This is a genomic window from Streptomyces sp. NBC_00207, from assembly GCF_045160965.1.
Classification (GTDB): Bacteria; Actinomycetota; Actinomycetes; order Streptomycetales; family Streptomycetaceae; genus Streptomyces.
Genome location: NZ_CP130715.1, coordinates 2,931,296 through 2,948,445 on the forward strand (window position 1 = coordinate 2,931,296; position 17,150 = coordinate 2,948,445).

The window sequence follows — 17,150 nt, forward strand, 5'->3', positions numbered from 1 at the left end:
CGGGTAGTCATATCCCACCGCACGAAACGAAGACCCGGTCCCGACCCCTCGCCAGGGGGCCGGGCCCGCTTCGTTGTGCCCCCCTAGGCCGGCGGCCCGACGGGCTCCACCGTGCCGGAGCAGCGGGCCCGTTCGGCGGCCAGGACGGTCAGGTGGCTGGTGAGCGACTCCCGGGGGCCGGACCTGACCAGGCCCGGATCTCCGGTGGCGACGGCGGCGACGAAGGCGTCCATGAGGCCGGCGTCCCCGCCGCCGTGCCCGCCCGCGGCGTCCATCGGCCCGCCCCCGCCGATGGCGATCTGCTCCCCGGCGCGGGTCAGGAAGTCGTAGACCGTGATGCTGCGGCCGTCGCCCCGCAGTTCGCCGCGGGTTCCGAAGATCCGCGTGTGGCGGTCCGCCTGCTCGGTGAAAGCGGTCATGGTGAAGGTGGCCGTCGCCCCGGAGTCGAACTCCATGGCCACCACCTGGTGGTCGACGACGTCGTTGTCGCACGCGTACACGCACCGCCCGTACGGCCCCTCCCGCAGTGCGGTCTCCAGGGCCCGCGGGGTGAACTCGTCGATCAGCACGCTCAGCGGCCAGCGGTGGCGGCCGTCGGCCAGCCGTTCGCCGTACTCGCGCACGGCGGAGTACGGGCAGTCCGGCTCGACCGCACAGTCCAGGCAGCGGTCCGCCGCGCCCGGCGGCCTGTTCTCGGGCCGGAAGTGAGAGAGCCGGCCGAAGCTGGAGACCCGTACGGGCGGGCGCCCCAGCACGTACTGGAGCCAGTCCAGGTCGTGGCAGGACTTGGCCATCAGCATGGTCGTCGCCTCGTCGGCGCGCCGCCAGTTGCCCCGTACGAACGAGTGGGCCTGGTGCCAGAAGCCGACCGGCTCCAGGTGCTGGACGCTCACGATGTCGCCGATGCGGCCGGAGTCGACGACGTCCTTGAGGGTCTGCGTGTAGGGCGTGTAGCGCAGGACGTGCCCGACGGAGAGGATGACGCCCGCCCGCTCGACGGCGTCGACGATGCGCCGGCACTCGTCCTCGGTGAGGGCCATCGGCTTCTCCAGCATGATGTGGTAGCCGAGCGCGGCGAACGCGAGGACCGGCTCCAGGTGGTCGCGGTCCAGGGTGCAGACGAGCACCGCGTCCGCGATCCGCCCGAGGGCGGCCAGCTCCCGCCAGTCGCCGAGCACGTGGCGGGCGTCGATGCCGTGGGCGGCGGCGAGCCGCTCCCGCCGGGGCGCGCGCGGTTCGGCGACCGCGACCACCCGGGCCCGCTCCGGGTGGGCCAGGGCCCATCCGGCGTAGCCCCTCCCCCGCTCCCCCGCCCCGACGACGGCGAGCGTGATGGTGTCGGACATGGGCCCAGCCCCGCTTCCCGAACCGATTGCCGCGCGCAGCAAGCGCTTTCCCCGGAGAAGCTAGCGGCCGCAGGTCCTGCCCGACACCCCCCTTCACCCGTGCGCGATCCGCACCGCGGGGCCGAGCGGCAGGGCCCGGCAGGCCGGGACGCAGCTCTCGGCCAGGGCAGCCCTCGGCCTGGACCGGCCCCGCCCGGGCGGCGCCGGCTCCTGAGCCCGGTCCGTCACCCGGCCGCGCTGGGCGGGGCCGCGACGTTCAGCTGCCAGGAGACGCCGAAGCGGTCGTTCACCCAGCCGAACCGGTGGCTGAATCCGTACGAGCCCAGGGGCATCAGCTCCTGGCCCTGCTCGGCGAGCGCGCCGTAGAGGCGGTCGATCTCGGCCTCGTCCTCGCACTGGACGTACAGCGACACCGCGGGCGTGAAGCCGAACGCGTGCTGGGCCGGGCTGTCGATGCACATCAACTGCTGTCCGGCCAGGGAGAAGGTCGCGTGCCGCACGGTTCCCTCGGGCCCGGCCCCGGGCCCGGTCTCGTCGGGGCCGTAGCGGCTGATGGCGAGCACCTCCGCGTCGTCGAACAGCGAGACGTAGAAGCCCATGGCTTCCTCGGCCCGCCCCTCGAACATCAGAAACGTGGTGATCTTCTGCGGGGTCGGCGTGACGGCCATCGTCGGTTCGTGTCCCTTCGGCTCGTGTCCCGGACCAGGAACCTTAGCCTCCGGCCCGGCTCCCGGGACCGGACCCGGGCCGCTACCGCGCGCCGTACACCGGCAGCGGAGCCTGCGCCGCGGCGAGGAGTTTCAGGGTGGCCTCGCCCGCCTCCGCGGGGGTCCAGCGGGAGTCGCGGTCGGCCGTGGGGCCGGGCCGCCAGCCCTCCATCACGGTGATCCGGCCGCCCTCCGTCTCGAAGACCCGGCCCGTGACCCCGGTCGAGGCGTCGGAGCCCAGCCACACCACCAGCGGGGACACGTTCTCCGGGGCCATCGCGTCGAAGCCGCCCTCCGCCGGGGCGGCCATGGTCTGCGCGAAGGTCTGCTCCGTCATCCGGGTCCGGGCCGCCGGGGCGATCGCGTTGACCTGGACCCCGTACCGGCCCATCTCCGCCGCCGCGACCATCGTGAGGCCGAGGATCCCGGCCTTGGCCGCGCTGTAGTTGCCCTGGCCGACCGAACCCAGCAGCCCGGCCCCGGAGGAGGTGTTGACCACCCGGGCCGCCGCCTGCCGGCCGGCCTTCGCCTCCGCACGCCACCACGCGGCCGCCGCCCGCAGCGGCAGGAAGTGCCCCTTCAGGTGGGCCCGCATGACCGCGTCCCAGTCGTCCTCGTCCAGGTTGACCAGCATCCGGTCCCGCAGGAACCCGGCGTTGTTGACCAGGGTGTCGAGGCGCCCGAACGCGCCGAGCGCCGTCTCCACGAGGGAGGCCGCGCCCTCGGAGGTCGCGATGTCCCCGCCGTGCGCCACCGCCTCCCCGCCCAGCGCCCCGATCTCGGCGACGACCTGCGCCGCCGGACCGTCCGGCCCCGGCAGCCCGTCCAGCCCCACCCCCAGGTCGTTGACGACGACCCGCGCCCCCTCGGCCGCGAAGGCGAGCGCATGGGCCCGGCCCAGCCCCCGCCCCGCACCCGTCACGATCACGACCCGGCCTTCGCACAGTCCCGCCATCTCAGCTCTCCTTGTTCACAGTTGCCGCATCCAGAAACGCCGGGCGTTCCCCGCCGCCGTGCACCAGCAGGCTCGCCCCGCTCACGTACGCCGCCCGGCCGGAGGCCAGGAACACGGCCGCCTCGCCCACGTCCGAGGGCTGCGCCAGCCGCCCGAGCGGCACGGTCGCGGCCACGGCCGCGACCCCGGCCTCGTCCCCGTAGTGCAGGTGCGCCAGCTCGGTCCGCACCATGCCCAGGACCAGCGAGTTCACCCGTACCTCGGGCGCCCATTCCACGGCCATGGACCGGGCCAGGTTCTCCAGGCCGGCCTTCGCGGCCCCGTACGCCGCCGTCCCCGGCGAGGGCCGGGTGCCGCTGACGCTGCCGATCATCACCACCGAGCCGCGGGTCTCCCGCAGCCACGGGTACGCCGCCAGGGAGGCCGTCATCGGCGCCACCAGGTTCAGCTCGACGACCCGTGCGTGGCGTTCCGCCTCCCCCTCGCCCAGCAGCCGGTACGGGGTGCCGCCCGCGTTGTTGACCAGGCAGTCGAGGCGCCCGTACCGTCCGGCGACCACGCCGAAGAAGTCCTGCACGGCGGCGGGATTGCGCAGGTCGACGGCGGTGTAGGCGGCTTTGCGGCCGTCCGCCGAGACCGGTTCCTCCGGGGGCCGCCGGGCGCAGACGGCGACCTCCGCGCCGGCCGCGAGGAACGACCGGGCGATTCCGGCGCCGACGCCCCGCGTTCCCCCGGTGACGACGACAACCCTCCCGTCGAGCTCCATGGGCTGCTACCTTCCTCACCTAACAAATGTTTGGTGGAAAGGTAGCTGATCCGCTCATGGGTGTCTCCACCTCCAGCCCGGACAAGGGCATCGCACTCGTCACAGTCGACTTCCCGCCCGTCAACGCGCTGCCCGTGCAGGGCTGGTACGACCTCGCCGACGCCCTCCGCGCCGCCGGCCGCGACCCCGAGGTCCGCTGCGTAGTCCTCGCCGCCGAGGGCCGCGGCTTCAACGCCGGGGTCGACATCAAGGAGATGCAGCGCGACACCGGGCACACCGCCCTCATCGGCGCCAACCGGGGCTGTTACGAGGCCTTCGCCGCCGTCTACGAGTGCGAGGTACCGGTCGTCGCGGCCGTGAACGGCTTCTGCCTGGGCGGCGGCATCGGCCTCGTCGGCAACGCCGACACGATCGTCGCCTCCGACGACGCGACCTTCGGCCTGCCCGAGCTCGACCGGGGCGCGCTCGGCGCCGCCACCCACCTGGCCCGGCTGGTCCCCCAGCACCTGATGCGCGCGCTGTACTACACCTCGCGCACCGCCACCGCCGCCGAACTCCACGCGCACGGCTCGGTCTGGAAGGTGGTCCCGCCGGGCGAACTGCGCGCCGCCGCCCTGGAACTGGCCGCCGAGATCGCGCGCAAGGACGGCTACCTGATCCGGCTGGCCAAGGCGGCCATCAACGGCATCGACCCCGTGGACGTGCGCCGCAGCTACCGCTTCGAGCAGGGCTTCACCTTCGAGGCCAACCTCAGCGGAGTGGCCGACCGGGTCCGCGACGCCTTCGGGAAGGGAGAGCGCTCATGACCGACAAGTCCATGACCCCCGAGGAGGTGGTCGGACAGCTGCGCAGCGGGATGACCATCGGCATCGGCGGCTGGGGATCCCGGCGCAAGCCCATGGCCCTGGTGCGGGCACTGCTCCGCTCCGAGATCACCGATCTCACCGTGATCTCGTACGGCGGCCCCGACGTCGGCCTGCTGGCCGCCGCCGGCCGCATCCGCCGCCTCGTCGCCCCCTTCGCCACCCTCGACTCCATCCCGCTGGAGCCGCACTTCCGGGCCGCCCGCGAGCGCGCCGCCTTCACCCTCACCGAGCTCGACGAGGCCATGTTCATGTGGGGCCTGCACGCCGCCGCCAACCGGCTCCCCTTCCTCCCCGTCCGCGCCGGCCTCGGCTCCGACGTGATGCGGGTCAACCCGGAGCTGCGCACGGTCACCTCCCCCTACGCCGACGGCGAGGAGCTCGTCGCCGTCCCCGCCCTGCGCATGGACGCCGCCCTGGTCCACCTGAACCGGGCCGACCGGCTCGGCAACGCCCAGTACCTGGGTCCGGACCCGTACTTCGACGACCTGTTCTGCGAGGCCGCCGACGCCGCCTACGTCTCCTGCGAGCAGCTCGTCGAGACCGCCGAGCTCGCCAAGGCCGGCCCCCCTCAGTCCCTGCTCGTCAGCCGCCACTCCGTGACCGGCGTCGTGGAGACCCCGAACGGCGCGCACTTCACCTCCTGCGTCCCCGACTACGGCCGCGACGAGCCCTTCCAGAAGCTCTACGCGACCACCCCCTGGCCCGAGTTCTCGACACGCTTCCTCTCCGGGGCGGGCGAGCACGACTACCAGTCCGCCGTCCGGACCTGGCACGAGGAGCAGCAGCCGTGACCACCACGCCGACCACCGCGACCGTCACCCGCGCCGAATACTGCGTGATCGCCTGCGCCGAGGCCTGGCGCGGCAACGGCGAGGTCCTCGCCAGCCCGATGGGCCTGATCCCCTCCTTCGGGGCCCGGCTCGCGAAGCGGACCTTCTCCCCCGACCTGCTCCTGACCGACGGCGAGGCCCTGCTCGTCGGCCTCGACGGCACGCCCGAGGGCTGGCTCCCGTACCGGCGCCACCTGACCATGGTCACCGGCGGCAGGCGGCACGTGATGATGGGCGCCAGCCAGATCGACCGCTACGGCAACCAGAACATCTCCTGCATCGGCGACTGGGAACGGCCGGCCCGCCAGCTCCTCGGGGTGCGCGGCGCACCCGCCAACACCCTGAACAATCCGGTGAGTTACTGGATCCCCAAGCACTCCACCCGGGTCTTCGTCGAGCGCGTGGACATGGTCAGCGGGGTCGGCTACGACCGCGCCGAGGCGGCCGGGGTGACCCGCTTCCACCGCCTCCCCCGGGTGGTCAGCGATCTCGGCGTCTTCGACTTCGGCGGCCCCGGCCACGCGATGCGGCTGGTCTCCGTGCACCCCGGGGTCACCGTCGGGGAGGTCCGGGCGGCCACCGGGTTCGAGCTGGCCGCCGCCGAGGAGGTCCCGTACACGCGGGAGCCGACGGCGGAGGAGCTGCGGCTGATCCGCGAGGTGATCGACCCCAAGGGGCTGCGCGAGCGCGAAGTGCGGGGCTGATCCGATGGAGACGGCATTCACCAGGCTGGTCGGGGTCGAGCACCCGATCGCGCAGACCGGCATGGGCTGGGTCGCCGGCCCCCGCCTGGTGTCGGGCGCGGCGAACGCGGGAGCGCTCGGGATCCTGGCCTCGGCGACGATGACCGTGGACCAGCTGCGGTCCGCGGTCCGCGAGGTCAGGTCCCGCGTCCCGGACGGGACCCCCTTCGGGGTCAATCTGCGCGCGGACGCCGGGGACGCGGCCGAGCGCGCCCAGCTGATCATCGACGAGGGGGTGCGGGTCGCCTCCTTCGCGCTCGCGCCCTCCAAGGAGCTGATCGGGCGGCTCAAGGATGCGGGCGTGGTCGTCATCCCGTCGATCGGGGCCCGGCGGCACGCCGAGAAGGTCGCGGCCTGGGGCGCCGACGCGGTGATCGTCCAGGGCGGCGAGGGCGGCGGCCACACCGGGGACGTGGCCACGACCGTGCTGCTGCCCCAGGTGGTGGACGCCGTGGACATCCCGGTGGTCGCGGCGGGCGGCTTCAGCGACGGCCGCGGCCTGGTCGCGGCCCTGTCGTACGGGGCCGCTGGCATCGCCATGGGCACCCGTTTCCTGCTGACCTCGGACTCCACGGTCCCGGACGCCGTGAAGGCCGAGTACCTGAAGGCCACCGTCAAGGACGTCACGGTCACCACCGCCGTGGACGGGCTGCCGCACCGGATGCTGCGCACCGCGCTGGTCGACTCCCTGGAGCGGGCGGGCCGCACGCGGGCACTGGCCCGGGCGGTCCGGCACGCGGCCGGCTTCCGGAAGCTGTCCGGTCTGAGCTGGCCGCAGATGGTCCGCGACGGCCTCGCGATGAAACACGGCAAGGACCTGTCCTGGAGCCAGGTCCTCCTCGCCGCGAACACCCCGATGCTCCTCAAGGCGTCCATGGTCGAGGGCCGTACGGACCTCGGCGTCATGGCATCGGGCCAGGTCGCGGGGGTGATCGACGACCTCCCGTCCTGCGCGGAGCTCGTCTCCCGCGTCATGGCCGAAGCACAACAGGCACTGGAATCACTCGAAGCACTGCACTCGCTCCGCACCCTGCCACCACCAGGGTGATCCCCCTTCTCCGTCACAGGAGTCGCCTCCATGAGCCGTGCCCGAATCCGCCTGGCGACCGCGGCGGCCGCCGCCGCTCTCGCCATCGGGACCCTGCCCGCCTCCGCGTACGCGGCGGCGGCGCCCGGAGCCGGGGTCAGCGCCCGGCACCACCAGTCCCACCTGCAAGAAGAAACGATCCGTCAGATCCCTCTCCAGGGCGCCGTCAACGTCCGTGACATCGGCGGCTACCGCACCTGGACCGGCGGCAAGGTCCGCCAGGGGCTCGTCTACCGCTCCGACGCACTGAGCAAGCTGACCGACGCCGACGTCACCACCGTCTCCGGTCTCGGCCTCACGAAGGTCGTCGATTTCCGCATCCCCATGGAGCTCCAGTACGACGGCGCCGACCGGCTGCCGCCCGGGCTCACCCCCACCTCGCGCCCGGTCAGCGACCTCGGCCTCTACGGGACCCTCGTCGGCGCGATCGCCAGCGGCGACCCCGTCACACAGGAGCAGATGCTCGGCGGCGGCCGCGCCGAGGCCTACATGCGCGACATCTACCGGACCTTCGTGACCAGCCCCGAGAACCGGGCGCAGTTCGCGGCGACCCTGCGGGAGATCGCGGACGGCTCCCAGGGGCCGATCCTCTACCACTGCACCTCCGGCAAGGACCGGACCGGCTGGACGAGCTACGTCCTGCTGCGCGCGCTGGCCGTCCCCGAGGACACCGCCGAGCGCGACTACCTGGCGTCGAACACCTTCCGCGCCGCCTACGACGCCCGGCTGCGGGCGGGCCTCAAGCAGTCGGGGCGCATGCAGAACCCCGACCTGCTGATCCCGCTCCAGGAGGTCCGCCAGGACTACCTGGACGCGGCGACGGCGCAGCTGGAGGCCGACTACGGCAGCTTCTACGGCTACCTGACGCAGGGCCTCGGCCTGGACCTGCGGACGCTGGCGAAGCTCCAGAACAAGATGGTCCGCTAGCGGACGGCAGGGCGGGGCAGGACAGCACTACGCCGGGCAGTGCGAGAAGCACTGCCCGGCGTAGTGGTCACTGTGTACGGTCAGACCGCCCGGCGGCGACCCTGTCCGCCCGTTCCGACGCGGCTGCGCGCCGAAGCCGCGGCCGCACCGCCGGTGGCGGCGCCGCCACCGGTGCGCCGGCCGCGCTCGCCGGAGCCGGCGGCCCCGCCGCCGCCCTGGCCGCCGCGACGGGCCTGGCCCGACCCGGAGGCCGCCGGGGCCTGTCCGGAAGCGCCGCCACCGGAGCGACGGCCGCGACCGCCGGCCGCCGGGGCGCCGCCCGTGGCGGAGCCGGTGCGCGGCCCGCCCGACCGGCGGCGCGAGCCGGAGCCCGAACCGGATCCGGATCCGCTCCGCGGCTTCGGGGCGGTCGGCTGCGGCACGTCCAGCACCACCGGGATGCCCGAGGGCTCCTTGGCGCCGGTCAGCCGGGACAGCTCCTCGTCCGAGGACTTGATCTGCGCGGTGCGCGGGGAGATCCCGGCGTCCGACATCAGACGGGTCATGTCCCGCTTCTGGTCGGGCAGCACGAGGGTGACCACGCTGCCGGACTCGCCGGCGCGGGCGGTACGGCCGCCGCGGTGCAGGTAGTCCTTGTGGTCGGTGGGCGGGTCCACGTTGACGACGAGGTCGAGGTCGTCGATGTGGATGCCGCGCGCCGCGACGTTCGTCGCCACCAGTGCGGTGACCTCGCCCGTCTTGAACCAGTCCAGGGTGCGGTTGCGCTGCGGCTGGGAGCGGCCGCCGTGCAGGCCGGAGGCGCGGACGCCGTCCGCGAGGAGCTTCTTGACCATGCGGTCGACCCCGCGCTTGGTGTCCACGAACATGATCACCCGGCCGTCGCGAGCGGCTATACGCGTCGCCACGGCCTTCTTGTCGGTCTCGTCCATGACGTACAGGACGTGGTGCTCCATCGTGCTGACCGCGCCGGCGGACGGGTCGACGGAGAAGGCGACCGGGTCGTGCAGGAACATCTTCACGAGCTTGTCGATGTTCTTGTCGAGGGTCGCCGAGAAGAGCATGGTCTGGCCGTCGGCCCGTACCTGCTTGAGCAGCGCGGTGACCTGCGGCATGAAGCCCATGTCGGTCATCTGGTCGGCCTCGTCGAGGACGGTGATGCCCACCTGCGAGAGGTCGGCGTCACCGCGGTCGATGAGGTCCTTGAGACGGCCGGGGGTGGCGACGAGCACCTCGGCGCCGCGGCGCAGGGCGCCGGACTGCCGGTTGATCGACATGCCGCCGACGACGGTCGCGATGCGCAGGTTGACGGCCGTGGCGTACGGGGCCAGGGCGTCGGTGACCTGCTGCGCGAGCTCGCGGGTCGGTACGAGGACCAGGGCGAGCGGCTGCTTCGGCTGCGCGCGGTGGCCGGCGGTACGGGCCAGCAGCGCCAGGCCGAAGGCCAGCGTCTTGCCGGAGCCGGTGCGGCCGCGGCCGAGCAGGTCACGGCCGGCGAGCGAGTTCGGCAGCGTCGCGGCCTGGATCGGGAACGGCTCGGTGACGCCCTGGGCGGCGAGGGTCTTCAGCAGCGCCTCGGGCATGTCCATGTCCTCGAACGCGGCGACCGGCGGGAGCGCCGGGGTCAGCGGTTCGGGCATGGTGAATTCTTGGGGCCTGGCAACGGGGGCGGACTTCTGCCGTCCCGCGCCAGCCTTCGGACGTCCCTGGGCCGCGCCTCGGCCCCGGGTGGGGCGGCGGCTGGGTCGTGCGGAGCTGGAGCTGGTCATGCGGAAATGCCCTCCTGAAACCGGCAGGTACAACAAGGTCGAAACAGCAGACAAGCCGGGGCCCGCACCTCACGGTGCGGACCCCGGCGAGCTGAAGAAATTAGGCGGGGAGGATGTTCTCCGCCTGGGGGCCCTTCTGGCCCTGGGTGACGTCGAAGGACACGCGCTGGCCCTCCTGGAGCTCACGGAAGCCCTGGGTGGCGATGTTCGAGTAGTGGGCGAAGACGTCCGGGCCGCCACCGTCCTGCTCGATGAAGCCGAAGCCCTTTTCCGAGTTGAACCACTTCACGGTGCCAAGTGCCATTTTGAATCTCCTGAATAGGCGGCAAAGGGCCCCATCCGGAGATTCCGGCAAAACAATAAAAGCGCCTGAGGAACATTCCCGTCAGGCGCACATAAAGTTCATGGGTACCACAACTGCAACGAGCTCTAAGCTAGCACACCTCCGTGCGGGGATGTGGCCGCAGGCGTGTGACCTGCGTCGTCCGTGTGAAAACCCCGGGCGGGGCCCCGGCCCCGCCGGGAGTGTCGGGGCCCCTGCCGGGCCCGGGCTACAGCCGCTCGATGATCGTCACGTTGGCCTGGCCGCCGCCCTCGCACATCGTCTGGAGGCCGTAGCGCCCTCCCGTGCGTTCCAGCTCGTGCAGGAGCGTGGTCATCAGCTTCACGCCCGTCGCGCCGAGGGGGTGGCCCAGGGCGATCGCGCCGCCGTTGACGTTGACCCGCTCCGGGTCGGCCCCGGTCTCCTTCAGCCAGGCCAGCACCACCGGGGCGAAGGCCTCGTTGATCTCCACCAGGTCGATGTCGGCCAGCGACATGCCGGTCTTCTTCAGCGCGTACGCCGTCGCCGGGATCGGCGCGGACAGCATGCGGATCGGGTCCTCGCCCCGGACCGAGAGGTGGTGGATGCGGGCGCGCGGCCGCAGGCCGTGTTCCCGTACGGCCCGCTCGGAGGCGATCAGCAGGGCCGCCGCGCCGTCCGAGACCTGGGAGGAGACGGCTGCAGTGATCGTGCCGCCCTCGACGACGGGCCGCAGGGCCGCCATCTTCTCCAGCGTGGTGTCCCGGCGGGGGCCCTCGTCCACCGTCACGTCCCCGTACGCCACCGTCTCCCGGGTGAACCGGCCTTCGTCGATCGCACGCAGCGCCCGCTGGTGGGAGCGCAGGGCGAACTCCTCCATGTCCCGCCGGGTGATGCCCCACTTCTCCGCGATGAGCTGGGCGCCGTGGAACTGGTTGACCGGCGCGTCCCCGTACCGGGCCCGCCAGCCCGCCGATCCCGCGTACGGGCCCTCGGTGAGGCCCAGCGGCTCGGCCGCCTGCCGCGAGGCGAAGGCGATCGGGATCATCGACATGTTCTGGGTGCCGCCCGCGACAACCAGGTCCTGGGTCCCGGAGAGCACCCCCTGCGCCGCGAAGTGCACGGCCTGCTGCGAGGACCCGCACTGGCGGTCGACGGTGACCCCGGGCACCTCCTCCGGGAGGCCCGCCGCCAGCCAGGCCGTCCGCGCGATGTCGCCGGCCTGCGGCCCCACGGTGTCGAGGCAGCCGAACACCACGTCCTCCACGGCGGCCGGGTCCACCCCGGACCGCTCGACCAGCGCCTTCAGGACGTGCGCGCCCAGGTCGGCCGGGTGGACGGCGGACAGTCCGCCCTTGCGCCGCCCCACGGGGGTGCGTACCGCATCGACTATGTAGGCCTCGGGCATCGGGACTCCTCGGATCGGGATCGGATCTGTCACGTGGGGCGGAGGGCGATCCCGTCCAGCACCATCGACAGGTACTGGCGGGCGATCTCCTCGGGGCTGTGCTGTCCGCCCGGCCGGTACCAGGACGCCGCCACCCACACCGTGTCGCGCACGAAGCGGTAGGTGAGGCGGATGTCGAGGTCGGCGCGGAAGACCTTGGCGGCGACCCCCCGCTCCAGCGTCCCCAGCCAGGCCTTCTCGAACTTCTGCTGCGAGTCGGACAGGTAGTGGAAGCGGGGCTGCGCGGAGAGGGTCCGGGACTCCTTCTGGTAGATCGCGACGGCGGCGCGGTGCCGGTCGATCTCCCGGAAGGACTCGGTGACGAGGGCCTCGATGGTCTCCCTGGGGCCGAGGCCCGCGGCGAGGACGGTGTCGTACCCCTGCCAGAGTTCGGAGAGGAAGGCCGAGAGGATCTCGTCGAGCATCGATTCCTTGGAATCGAAGTGGTAGTAGAGGCTGCCGGCGAGCATGCCGGCGGCGTCGGCGATCTTGCGGACGGTGGTGGCGTTGTACCCCTGCGCGGCGAAGACCTCGGCGGCGGTGTCGAGGAGTTCGCGGCGCCGCTCGGGCGAGGCCGTCACCTGCGGCTTCTTCTTGGGCGTCGGCTGGTTCGGCTGGTTCGTTGGCACGCGTCCATTCTCGGCCTAGGGGTGCTGGCTGCTGACCGACACGGTCTCGCCCGTCATGTACGACGCATAGCCGCTGGCCAGGAAGACGATGACGTTGGCGACCTCCCAGGGCTCGGCGTAACGGCCGAAGGCCTCGCGGGCGGTGAGTTCGGCCAGCAGCTCCTCGCTGGTGACCTTCACCAGGTGCGGGTGCATGGCCAGGCTCGGGGCGACCGCGTTGATCCGTACGCCGAACTCCGCGGCCTCCAGGGCCGCGCAGCGGGTCAGCGCCATCACCCCGGCCTTGGCGGCGGCGTAGTGGGCCTGGCCGGTCTGTGCGCGCCAGCCGACGACGGAGGCGTTGTTGACGACGACCCCGCCCGCGCCGGACGCCTTGAACGAGCGCAGTGCGGCGCGCGTGCAGCGGAAGGTGCCGTTCAGGGTGACGTCGAGGACCTTGCCCCACTGTTCGTCGGTCATGTCGACGAGGGCGGCGGTGCCGCCGAGTCCGGCGTTGTTGACGACGACGTCGAGGCGGCCGTGGGTCTGTTCGGCGAGCGCGAAGAGGGCTGCGACCTGCTCCTCGTCGGTGACGTCGCAGGGCAGGGAGGCGACGCGGTCCGCCCCGAACTCTGCGGCGAGCGCGCCCTCGGTCTCCTTCAGGCGGCGGGCGTGGGCGTCGCCGATGACGATGCGGGCGCCCTCCTCCAGGAAGCGGCGGGCGGTGGCCCCGCCGATGCCGGCCCCGGCGGCCGCGGTGATGACGGCGGTGCGGTCCTTCAGCAGTCCGTGCCCGGGGACATAGTCGGGGGTGCTCACGCTCCCGTACCTCCTTGGGAAGGCCGAGGATCCGCTCGGCGATGAGGGTGCGCCGGATCCCGTCCGAGGCCGCGTGGCCCGTGTCGGCGCGGGAGGAGGGGAAGAGCCGCTGCCGGTCGGCGAGCCGACCCCGAACCCCGGTGCGCGACTCCTCGACGCTGCTCACGGCCGTACGTTAACCTACCAAACACTTGTTAGGGAAGGATCCCGCATGCCCGAAGCCCCGGTGGTGCTGTACGAGCGGCGCGGCCCGGTCGCGTACGTGACCATGAACCGCCCCCGCTACCGCAACGCGCAGAACAGCGCCATGACCTACGCCCTGGACGACGCCTTCTACCGCGCCGCCGACGACCCCGAGGTCAAGGTGGTCGTCCTGGCGGGGGCCGGGGAGCACTTCTCCGCGGGCCACGACATCGGCACCCCCGAGCGCGACGCCCACCTCCCCTTCGAGCGGCGGGCCGGCCTGTGGTGGGACCACCGCGGCCGGGCGGGCGCCGACTCCCGCTTCGCGCGCGAGTCGGAGGTGTACCTGGGCATGTGCCGACGCTGGCGGGAGCTGCCGAAGCCGGTGATCGCCTCGGTCCACGGGGCCTGCGTGGCGGGCGGGCTGATGCTGGCCTGGGTCTGCGACCTGATCGTGGCGAGCGAGGACGCATTCTTCGCGGACCCGGTCGTACGGATGGGCATCCCCGGCGTCGAGTACTTCGCCCACCCCTGGGCGATGCCGCCGCGCATCGCGAAGGAGTTCCTCTACACGGGAGACCGGATGCCCGCCCGGCGCGCGTACGAGGTCGGCATGGTCAACCGGGTCGTGGAGCGGGCCGGGCTGGCGGACGCCACCGGCGTGCTGGCCCTGCGGATCGCCGAGATGCCCGGCTTCGGGCTGGCCCTGACCAAGCGGGCCGTCAACCAGGCCGAGGACCTCCAGGGGCTGCACACCGGCATGGACTCGGTGTTCGGCCTGCACCACCTGGCGCACGCCCACAACGCGGACACGGCCGCGGACCCCCTCGGCGGCATGGACGCGTCCGCCATGAAGGGCGCCGCGATGAAGGAGGCGAACCGCTGATGGAGCTCGTACACACGCCGGACGTCGAGGAGTTCCGGGCCGAGGCGCGCGCCTGGCTGGCCGGGCACGTCCCCGCGCGGCCGCTGCGCTCCCTGGAGACGGAGGAGGGGTTCGCGGCGCACCGGGAGTGGGAGGCGCTGCTGTACGCGGACCGCTGGTCGGTGGTGTCCTGGCCCGAGGAGTACGGGGGCCGGGGCGTCGACCTCGTGAAGTGGCTGGTCTTCGAGGAGGAGTACTGGGCGGCGGGCGCACCCGGCCGGGTCTCGCAGAACGGCATCAACCTCCTCGCGCCGACCCTCTTCGACCACGCGACGGCCGAGCAGCGGGCGCGGGTGCTGCCGTCGATGGCGAGCGGCGAGGTGATCTGGGCGCAGGCCTGGTCGGAGCCGGAGTCGGGCTCGGACCTGGCCTCGCTGAAGTCGCGGGCGGTGCGGACGGAGGGCGGCTGGCTGCTGTCCGGGCAGAAGACCTGGTCCTCGCGGGCGGCCTTCGCGGACCGCGCCTTCGGCATCTTCCGCACCGACCCGGACACCCCGAAACCGCACCAGGGGCTGACGTACCTGATGTTCGACCTGCGGGCGCCGGGGGTGACGGTGCGGCCCATCGGCCGCCTCGACGGCAAGCCGGCCTTCGCGGAGCTCTTCCTGGACCGGGTCTTCGTACCGGACGGGGACGTGATCGGGGAGCCGGGACAGGGCTGGCGGATCGCCATGTCGACGACCGGCAACGAGCGGGGGCTGACCCTGCGCTCCCCCGGGCGCTTCCTCGCGGCGGCGGACCGGCTGGCCGGGCTGTGGCGCGCGCAGGGCGACCCCTGCGACACCGCGCTGCGGGACCGGGTGGCGGACGCGGTGGTCGGGGCGCGCGCCTACGAGCTGTTCACCTGGGCCAACGCCTCCCGGTTCGCGGCGGGCGAGACCATCGGCGCCGAGTCCAGCCTGAACAAGGTGTTCTGGTCGGAGTACGACATCGCCCTGCACGAGACGGCGCTGGACCTGCTGGGCGCGGACGCGGAGCTCGCGGAGGGCGAGTGGGCCGAGCCGTGGGTCTTCTCCCTGGCCGGGCCGATCTACGCGGGCACGAACGAGATCCAGCGCGACATCATCGCCGAGCGGCTGCTCGGCCTGCCGAAGGGCCGCCGCTGATGCGCTTCCTGCCGACCGACGAGCAGTCGGACTTCGCCCGTACGCTGCGCTCCCTGCTGGGCTCGGCGCAGGTCCCGGCGACGGTACGGGCCTGGGCGGACGGTGAGCACGGGCCGGGGCGGGCGCTGTGGTCCCGGCTCGCGGGGACGGGCCTGTTCGCGCTGGCCGCGCCGGAGCCGTACGAGGGCCTCGGGCTGCTCCCGCTGGAGCTGTCGCTCGGCTTCGTGGAGCTGGGGCGGGCGGGGGTGCCGGGGCCGGTGGTGGAGAGCGCGGCCGCGTCGGTCCTCCTCTCGGAACTGGGGACCGTCCTCGACGACGAGCTGGCGAAACGCTTCGTCCCGGGTCTGGCCGCGGGCGCGACCTCGGCGACGCTGACCCTGCCGGGCGGCGGCCCGTACGCCCTGGACGCGGACGCGGCGACGCACTGCTTCACGGTGTCGCCGGCCGGCGAGCTGCGGCTGGCGGCCGGGCGCGGGGAGCTGCTGGCGTCGACGGACCCGGCGCGGCGGCTGTACCGGCCGGCCCCGGACGGCGAACTGCTGGCCGCGGGCCCGGCGGTGGTGGCCGCGGCGCAGAAGGCCCTGCACTGGGCGCGCCTGCTGACGGCGGCCCAGTGTCTGGGCGTGGGCGAGGCGCTGCTGGCCAGGACGGTGGAGTACGCGAAGCAGCGCACCCAGTTCGGCGCGCCGATCGGGTCCTTCCAGGCGGTGAAGCACCGGCTGGCGGACACCCTGCTCGCCCTGGAGTTCGCCCGCCCGCTGGTGTGGGCGGCGGCGCTGTCGCCGGCCGCACCGGACGTGGCGGCGGCGAAGCTGTCGGCGGGCGAGGCCTGCCACCGGGCGGCGATGACGGCGCTCCAGCTGCACGGCGCGGTCGGCTACACGGAGGAGCTGGACCTGTCCCTGTGGCTGCGCAAGGCCCGCCCGCTGCGGGACGCGTGGGGAACGCCGTCGGCCTGCCGGGCGGAGGTCCTGCGGTCGCGCGCCGGGGAGGGGGTGCCCGTCACACCCGCACGAGGCTGAGGGTCACGACGTACTGCTCCTCGACGGTGCCGTCCGGGAAGAGCGGGGCCAGCAGCTCCCGTTCCGTGGCGAAGTACTCCCGGGTGCCGGACTCGCCGAGGACCAGGAAGGCGGAGTGGCTGGCGAGGTTGGCGAGGTGGGCGTCGAGCGTGATGCGGCGCGACCAGCGCAGGGTGCGCGTGGTGAACTCGCCCAGCCCCTGCGGCAGGGTGCGGTAGCCGTTCACCCCCTCGGCGGCCCGGAAGAAGACGCGCAGCCGCTCCTCCTGCTCGGCGATCCACGGGACGCCGGAGTCGCTGTCGTTCCACCAGACGGCGAGGGCGCCGCCGGGGCGCAGCACCCGGCGGGCCTCGGGGACGGAGCGGGCCGGGTCGGTCCAGTGCCAGGCCTGGGCGTAGGTGAGGAGGTCGAAGGCGCCGCTCGCCAGCGGCAGCCGGTCCCCGTCCCCGCGCACGAGCGGGATCGAGGGGTTGGCCCGCCGGAACTCGGCGGCCATCCCGTCCCCGGGCTCCACTGCGAGGACCTCGGCCCCGCGCTCGTGGAGCAGCGCCGTGGCGATCCCGGTCCCCGCCCCTACGTCGGCCACGCGGGCCCCGGCGAGCGGCCGCCCGGCGAGCTCCTCGAGGGCGTCGAACAGGGCCGGTGGGTAGCCGGGCCGGTTCGCGGCGTACAGAGCGGCTGCGGAATCGAAGGAACGGGCGCGCGTCGTCATGCGTCCATTGTTTTCGATCAAGCAATCGAGCAAC

At 73.3% G+C, this 17,150-nt stretch carries 18 protein-coding genes; 8 read left to right on the forward strand and 10 right to left on the reverse strand.

Features of this window, described 5'->3' with window-relative positions; all coding sequences use genetic code 11:
- Window positions 1-83 precede the first annotated feature (83 nt).
- From OG472_RS13995 to OG472_RS14010, 4 genes are all read right to left on the reverse strand, one after another.
- On the reverse strand, window positions 84-1,346 hold the full coding sequence (locus OG472_RS13995) for a Gfo/Idh/MocA family protein (RefSeq protein ID WP_401601057.1): 1,263 nt from the start codon (window positions 1,344-1,346) through the stop codon (window positions 84-86).
- A gap of 224 nt (window positions 1,347-1,570) precedes the next feature.
- Complete coding sequence (locus OG472_RS14000) at window positions 1,571-2,014, reverse strand: VOC family protein (protein WP_401601059.1); 444 nt, start codon at window positions 2,012-2,014, stop codon at window positions 1,571-1,573.
- Between the two features lie 82 nt (window positions 2,015-2,096).
- A complete protein-coding gene (locus tag OG472_RS14005) occupies window positions 2,097-3,008 on the reverse strand; it encodes an SDR family oxidoreductase (protein ID WP_405941495.1) in 912 nt (303 codons plus the stop codon).
- 1 nt (window position 3,009) lies between these two features.
- The gene (locus OG472_RS14010) at window positions 3,010-3,774 is read right to left on the reverse strand and encodes an SDR family oxidoreductase (protein ID WP_405941496.1); all 765 of its coding nucleotides are present in this window, start codon (window positions 3,772-3,774) and stop codon (window positions 3,010-3,012) included.
- A 56-nt stretch (window positions 3,775-3,830) separates the two neighbouring features.
- Between OG472_RS14010 and OG472_RS14015 the strand changes: the two genes are divergently transcribed.
- Genes OG472_RS14015 through OG472_RS14035 form a run of 5 tightly spaced genes read left to right on the forward strand, consistent with a single transcriptional unit; the run spans window position 3,831 to window position 8,227 of the window.
- Window positions 3,831-4,580 carry an enoyl-CoA hydratase family protein gene (locus OG472_RS14015; protein WP_405941497.1) on the forward strand — a complete coding sequence of 250 codons (750 nt, stop codon included), beginning with the start codon at window positions 3,831-3,833 and terminating at the stop codon, window positions 4,578-4,580.
- Entirely contained in the window at window positions 4,577-5,431 is an 855-nt protein-coding gene (locus tag OG472_RS14020) for a CoA transferase subunit A (RefSeq protein WP_401601069.1), read from the forward strand. The genes OG472_RS14015 and OG472_RS14020 overlap by 4 nt, the downstream gene beginning before the upstream one ends.
- Complete coding sequence (locus tag OG472_RS14025) at window positions 5,428-6,174, forward strand: CoA-transferase subunit beta (protein WP_401601072.1); 747 nt, start codon at window positions 5,428-5,430, stop codon at window positions 6,172-6,174. Before OG472_RS14020 ends, OG472_RS14025 begins: the two co-directional genes overlap by 4 nt.
- Before the next feature lie 4 nt (window positions 6,175-6,178).
- A complete protein-coding gene (locus OG472_RS14030) occupies window positions 6,179-7,261 on the forward strand; it encodes an NAD(P)H-dependent flavin oxidoreductase (protein WP_405941498.1) in 1,083 nt (360 codons plus the stop codon).
- Between the two features lie 30 nt (window positions 7,262-7,291).
- A complete protein-coding gene (locus OG472_RS14035) occupies window positions 7,292-8,227 on the forward strand; it encodes a tyrosine-protein phosphatase (RefSeq protein WP_405941499.1) in 936 nt (311 codons plus the stop codon).
- Between the two features lie 80 nt (window positions 8,228-8,307).
- Here the strand turns inward: OG472_RS14035 and OG472_RS14040 are convergent, their stop codons facing one another.
- The 5 genes from OG472_RS14040 to OG472_RS14060 form a co-directional block, all read right to left on the reverse strand.
- Window positions 8,308-9,993 carry a DEAD/DEAH box helicase gene (locus OG472_RS14040; protein ID WP_401601080.1) on the reverse strand — a complete coding sequence of 562 codons (1,686 nt, stop codon included), beginning with the start codon at window positions 9,991-9,993 and terminating at the stop codon, window positions 8,308-8,310.
- A 100-nt stretch (window positions 9,994-10,093) separates the two neighbouring features.
- Window positions 10,094-10,297, reverse strand: a complete 204-nt coding sequence (locus OG472_RS14045) for a cold-shock protein (protein ID WP_150520063.1) — start codon at window positions 10,295-10,297, stop codon at window positions 10,094-10,096.
- Window positions 10,298-10,544: 247 nt separating this feature from the next.
- Window positions 10,545-11,702 carry an acetyl-CoA C-acetyltransferase gene (locus OG472_RS14050; RefSeq protein WP_405829694.1) on the reverse strand — a complete coding sequence of 386 codons (1,158 nt, stop codon included), beginning with the start codon at window positions 11,700-11,702 and terminating at the stop codon, window positions 10,545-10,547.
- A gap of 29 nt (window positions 11,703-11,731) precedes the next feature.
- Window positions 11,732-12,370, reverse strand: coding sequence for a TetR/AcrR family transcriptional regulator (locus OG472_RS14055; protein ID WP_405941500.1), 639 nt, complete (start codon window positions 12,368-12,370; stop codon window positions 11,732-11,734).
- Between the two features lie 15 nt (window positions 12,371-12,385).
- Entirely contained in the window at window positions 12,386-13,168 is a 783-nt protein-coding gene (locus OG472_RS14060; RefSeq protein WP_405829696.1) for an SDR family oxidoreductase, read from the reverse strand.
- Between the two features lie 211 nt (window positions 13,169-13,379).
- Between OG472_RS14060 and OG472_RS14065 the strand changes: the two genes are divergently transcribed.
- Genes OG472_RS14065 through OG472_RS14075 form a run of 3 tightly spaced genes read left to right on the forward strand, consistent with a single transcriptional unit; the run spans window position 13,380 to window position 16,404 of the window.
- The gene (locus OG472_RS14065; RefSeq protein WP_401601087.1) at window positions 13,380-14,237 is read left to right on the forward strand and encodes an enoyl-CoA hydratase; all 858 of its coding nucleotides are present in this window, start codon (window positions 13,380-13,382) and stop codon (window positions 14,235-14,237) included.
- On the forward strand, window positions 14,237-15,382 hold the full coding sequence (locus OG472_RS14070) for an acyl-CoA dehydrogenase family protein (protein ID WP_405941501.1): 1,146 nt from the start codon (window positions 14,237-14,239) through the stop codon (window positions 15,380-15,382). The genes OG472_RS14065 and OG472_RS14070 overlap by 1 nt, the downstream gene beginning before the upstream one ends.
- Window positions 15,382-16,404: an acyl-CoA dehydrogenase family protein gene (locus OG472_RS14075; RefSeq protein ID WP_405941502.1), complete on the forward strand. Its 1,023-nt coding sequence runs from the start codon at window positions 15,382-15,384 to the stop codon at window positions 16,402-16,404. Before OG472_RS14070 ends, OG472_RS14075 begins: the two co-directional genes overlap by 1 nt.
- Here the strand turns inward: OG472_RS14075 and OG472_RS14080 are convergent.
- On the reverse strand, window positions 16,385-17,116 hold the full coding sequence (locus tag OG472_RS14080; protein WP_401601095.1) for a class I SAM-dependent methyltransferase: 732 nt from the start codon (window positions 17,114-17,116) through the stop codon (window positions 16,385-16,387). The two genes, OG472_RS14075 and OG472_RS14080, sit on opposite strands and share 20 nt — an antisense overlap.
- Between the last annotated feature and the right edge of the window lie 34 nt (window positions 17,117-17,150).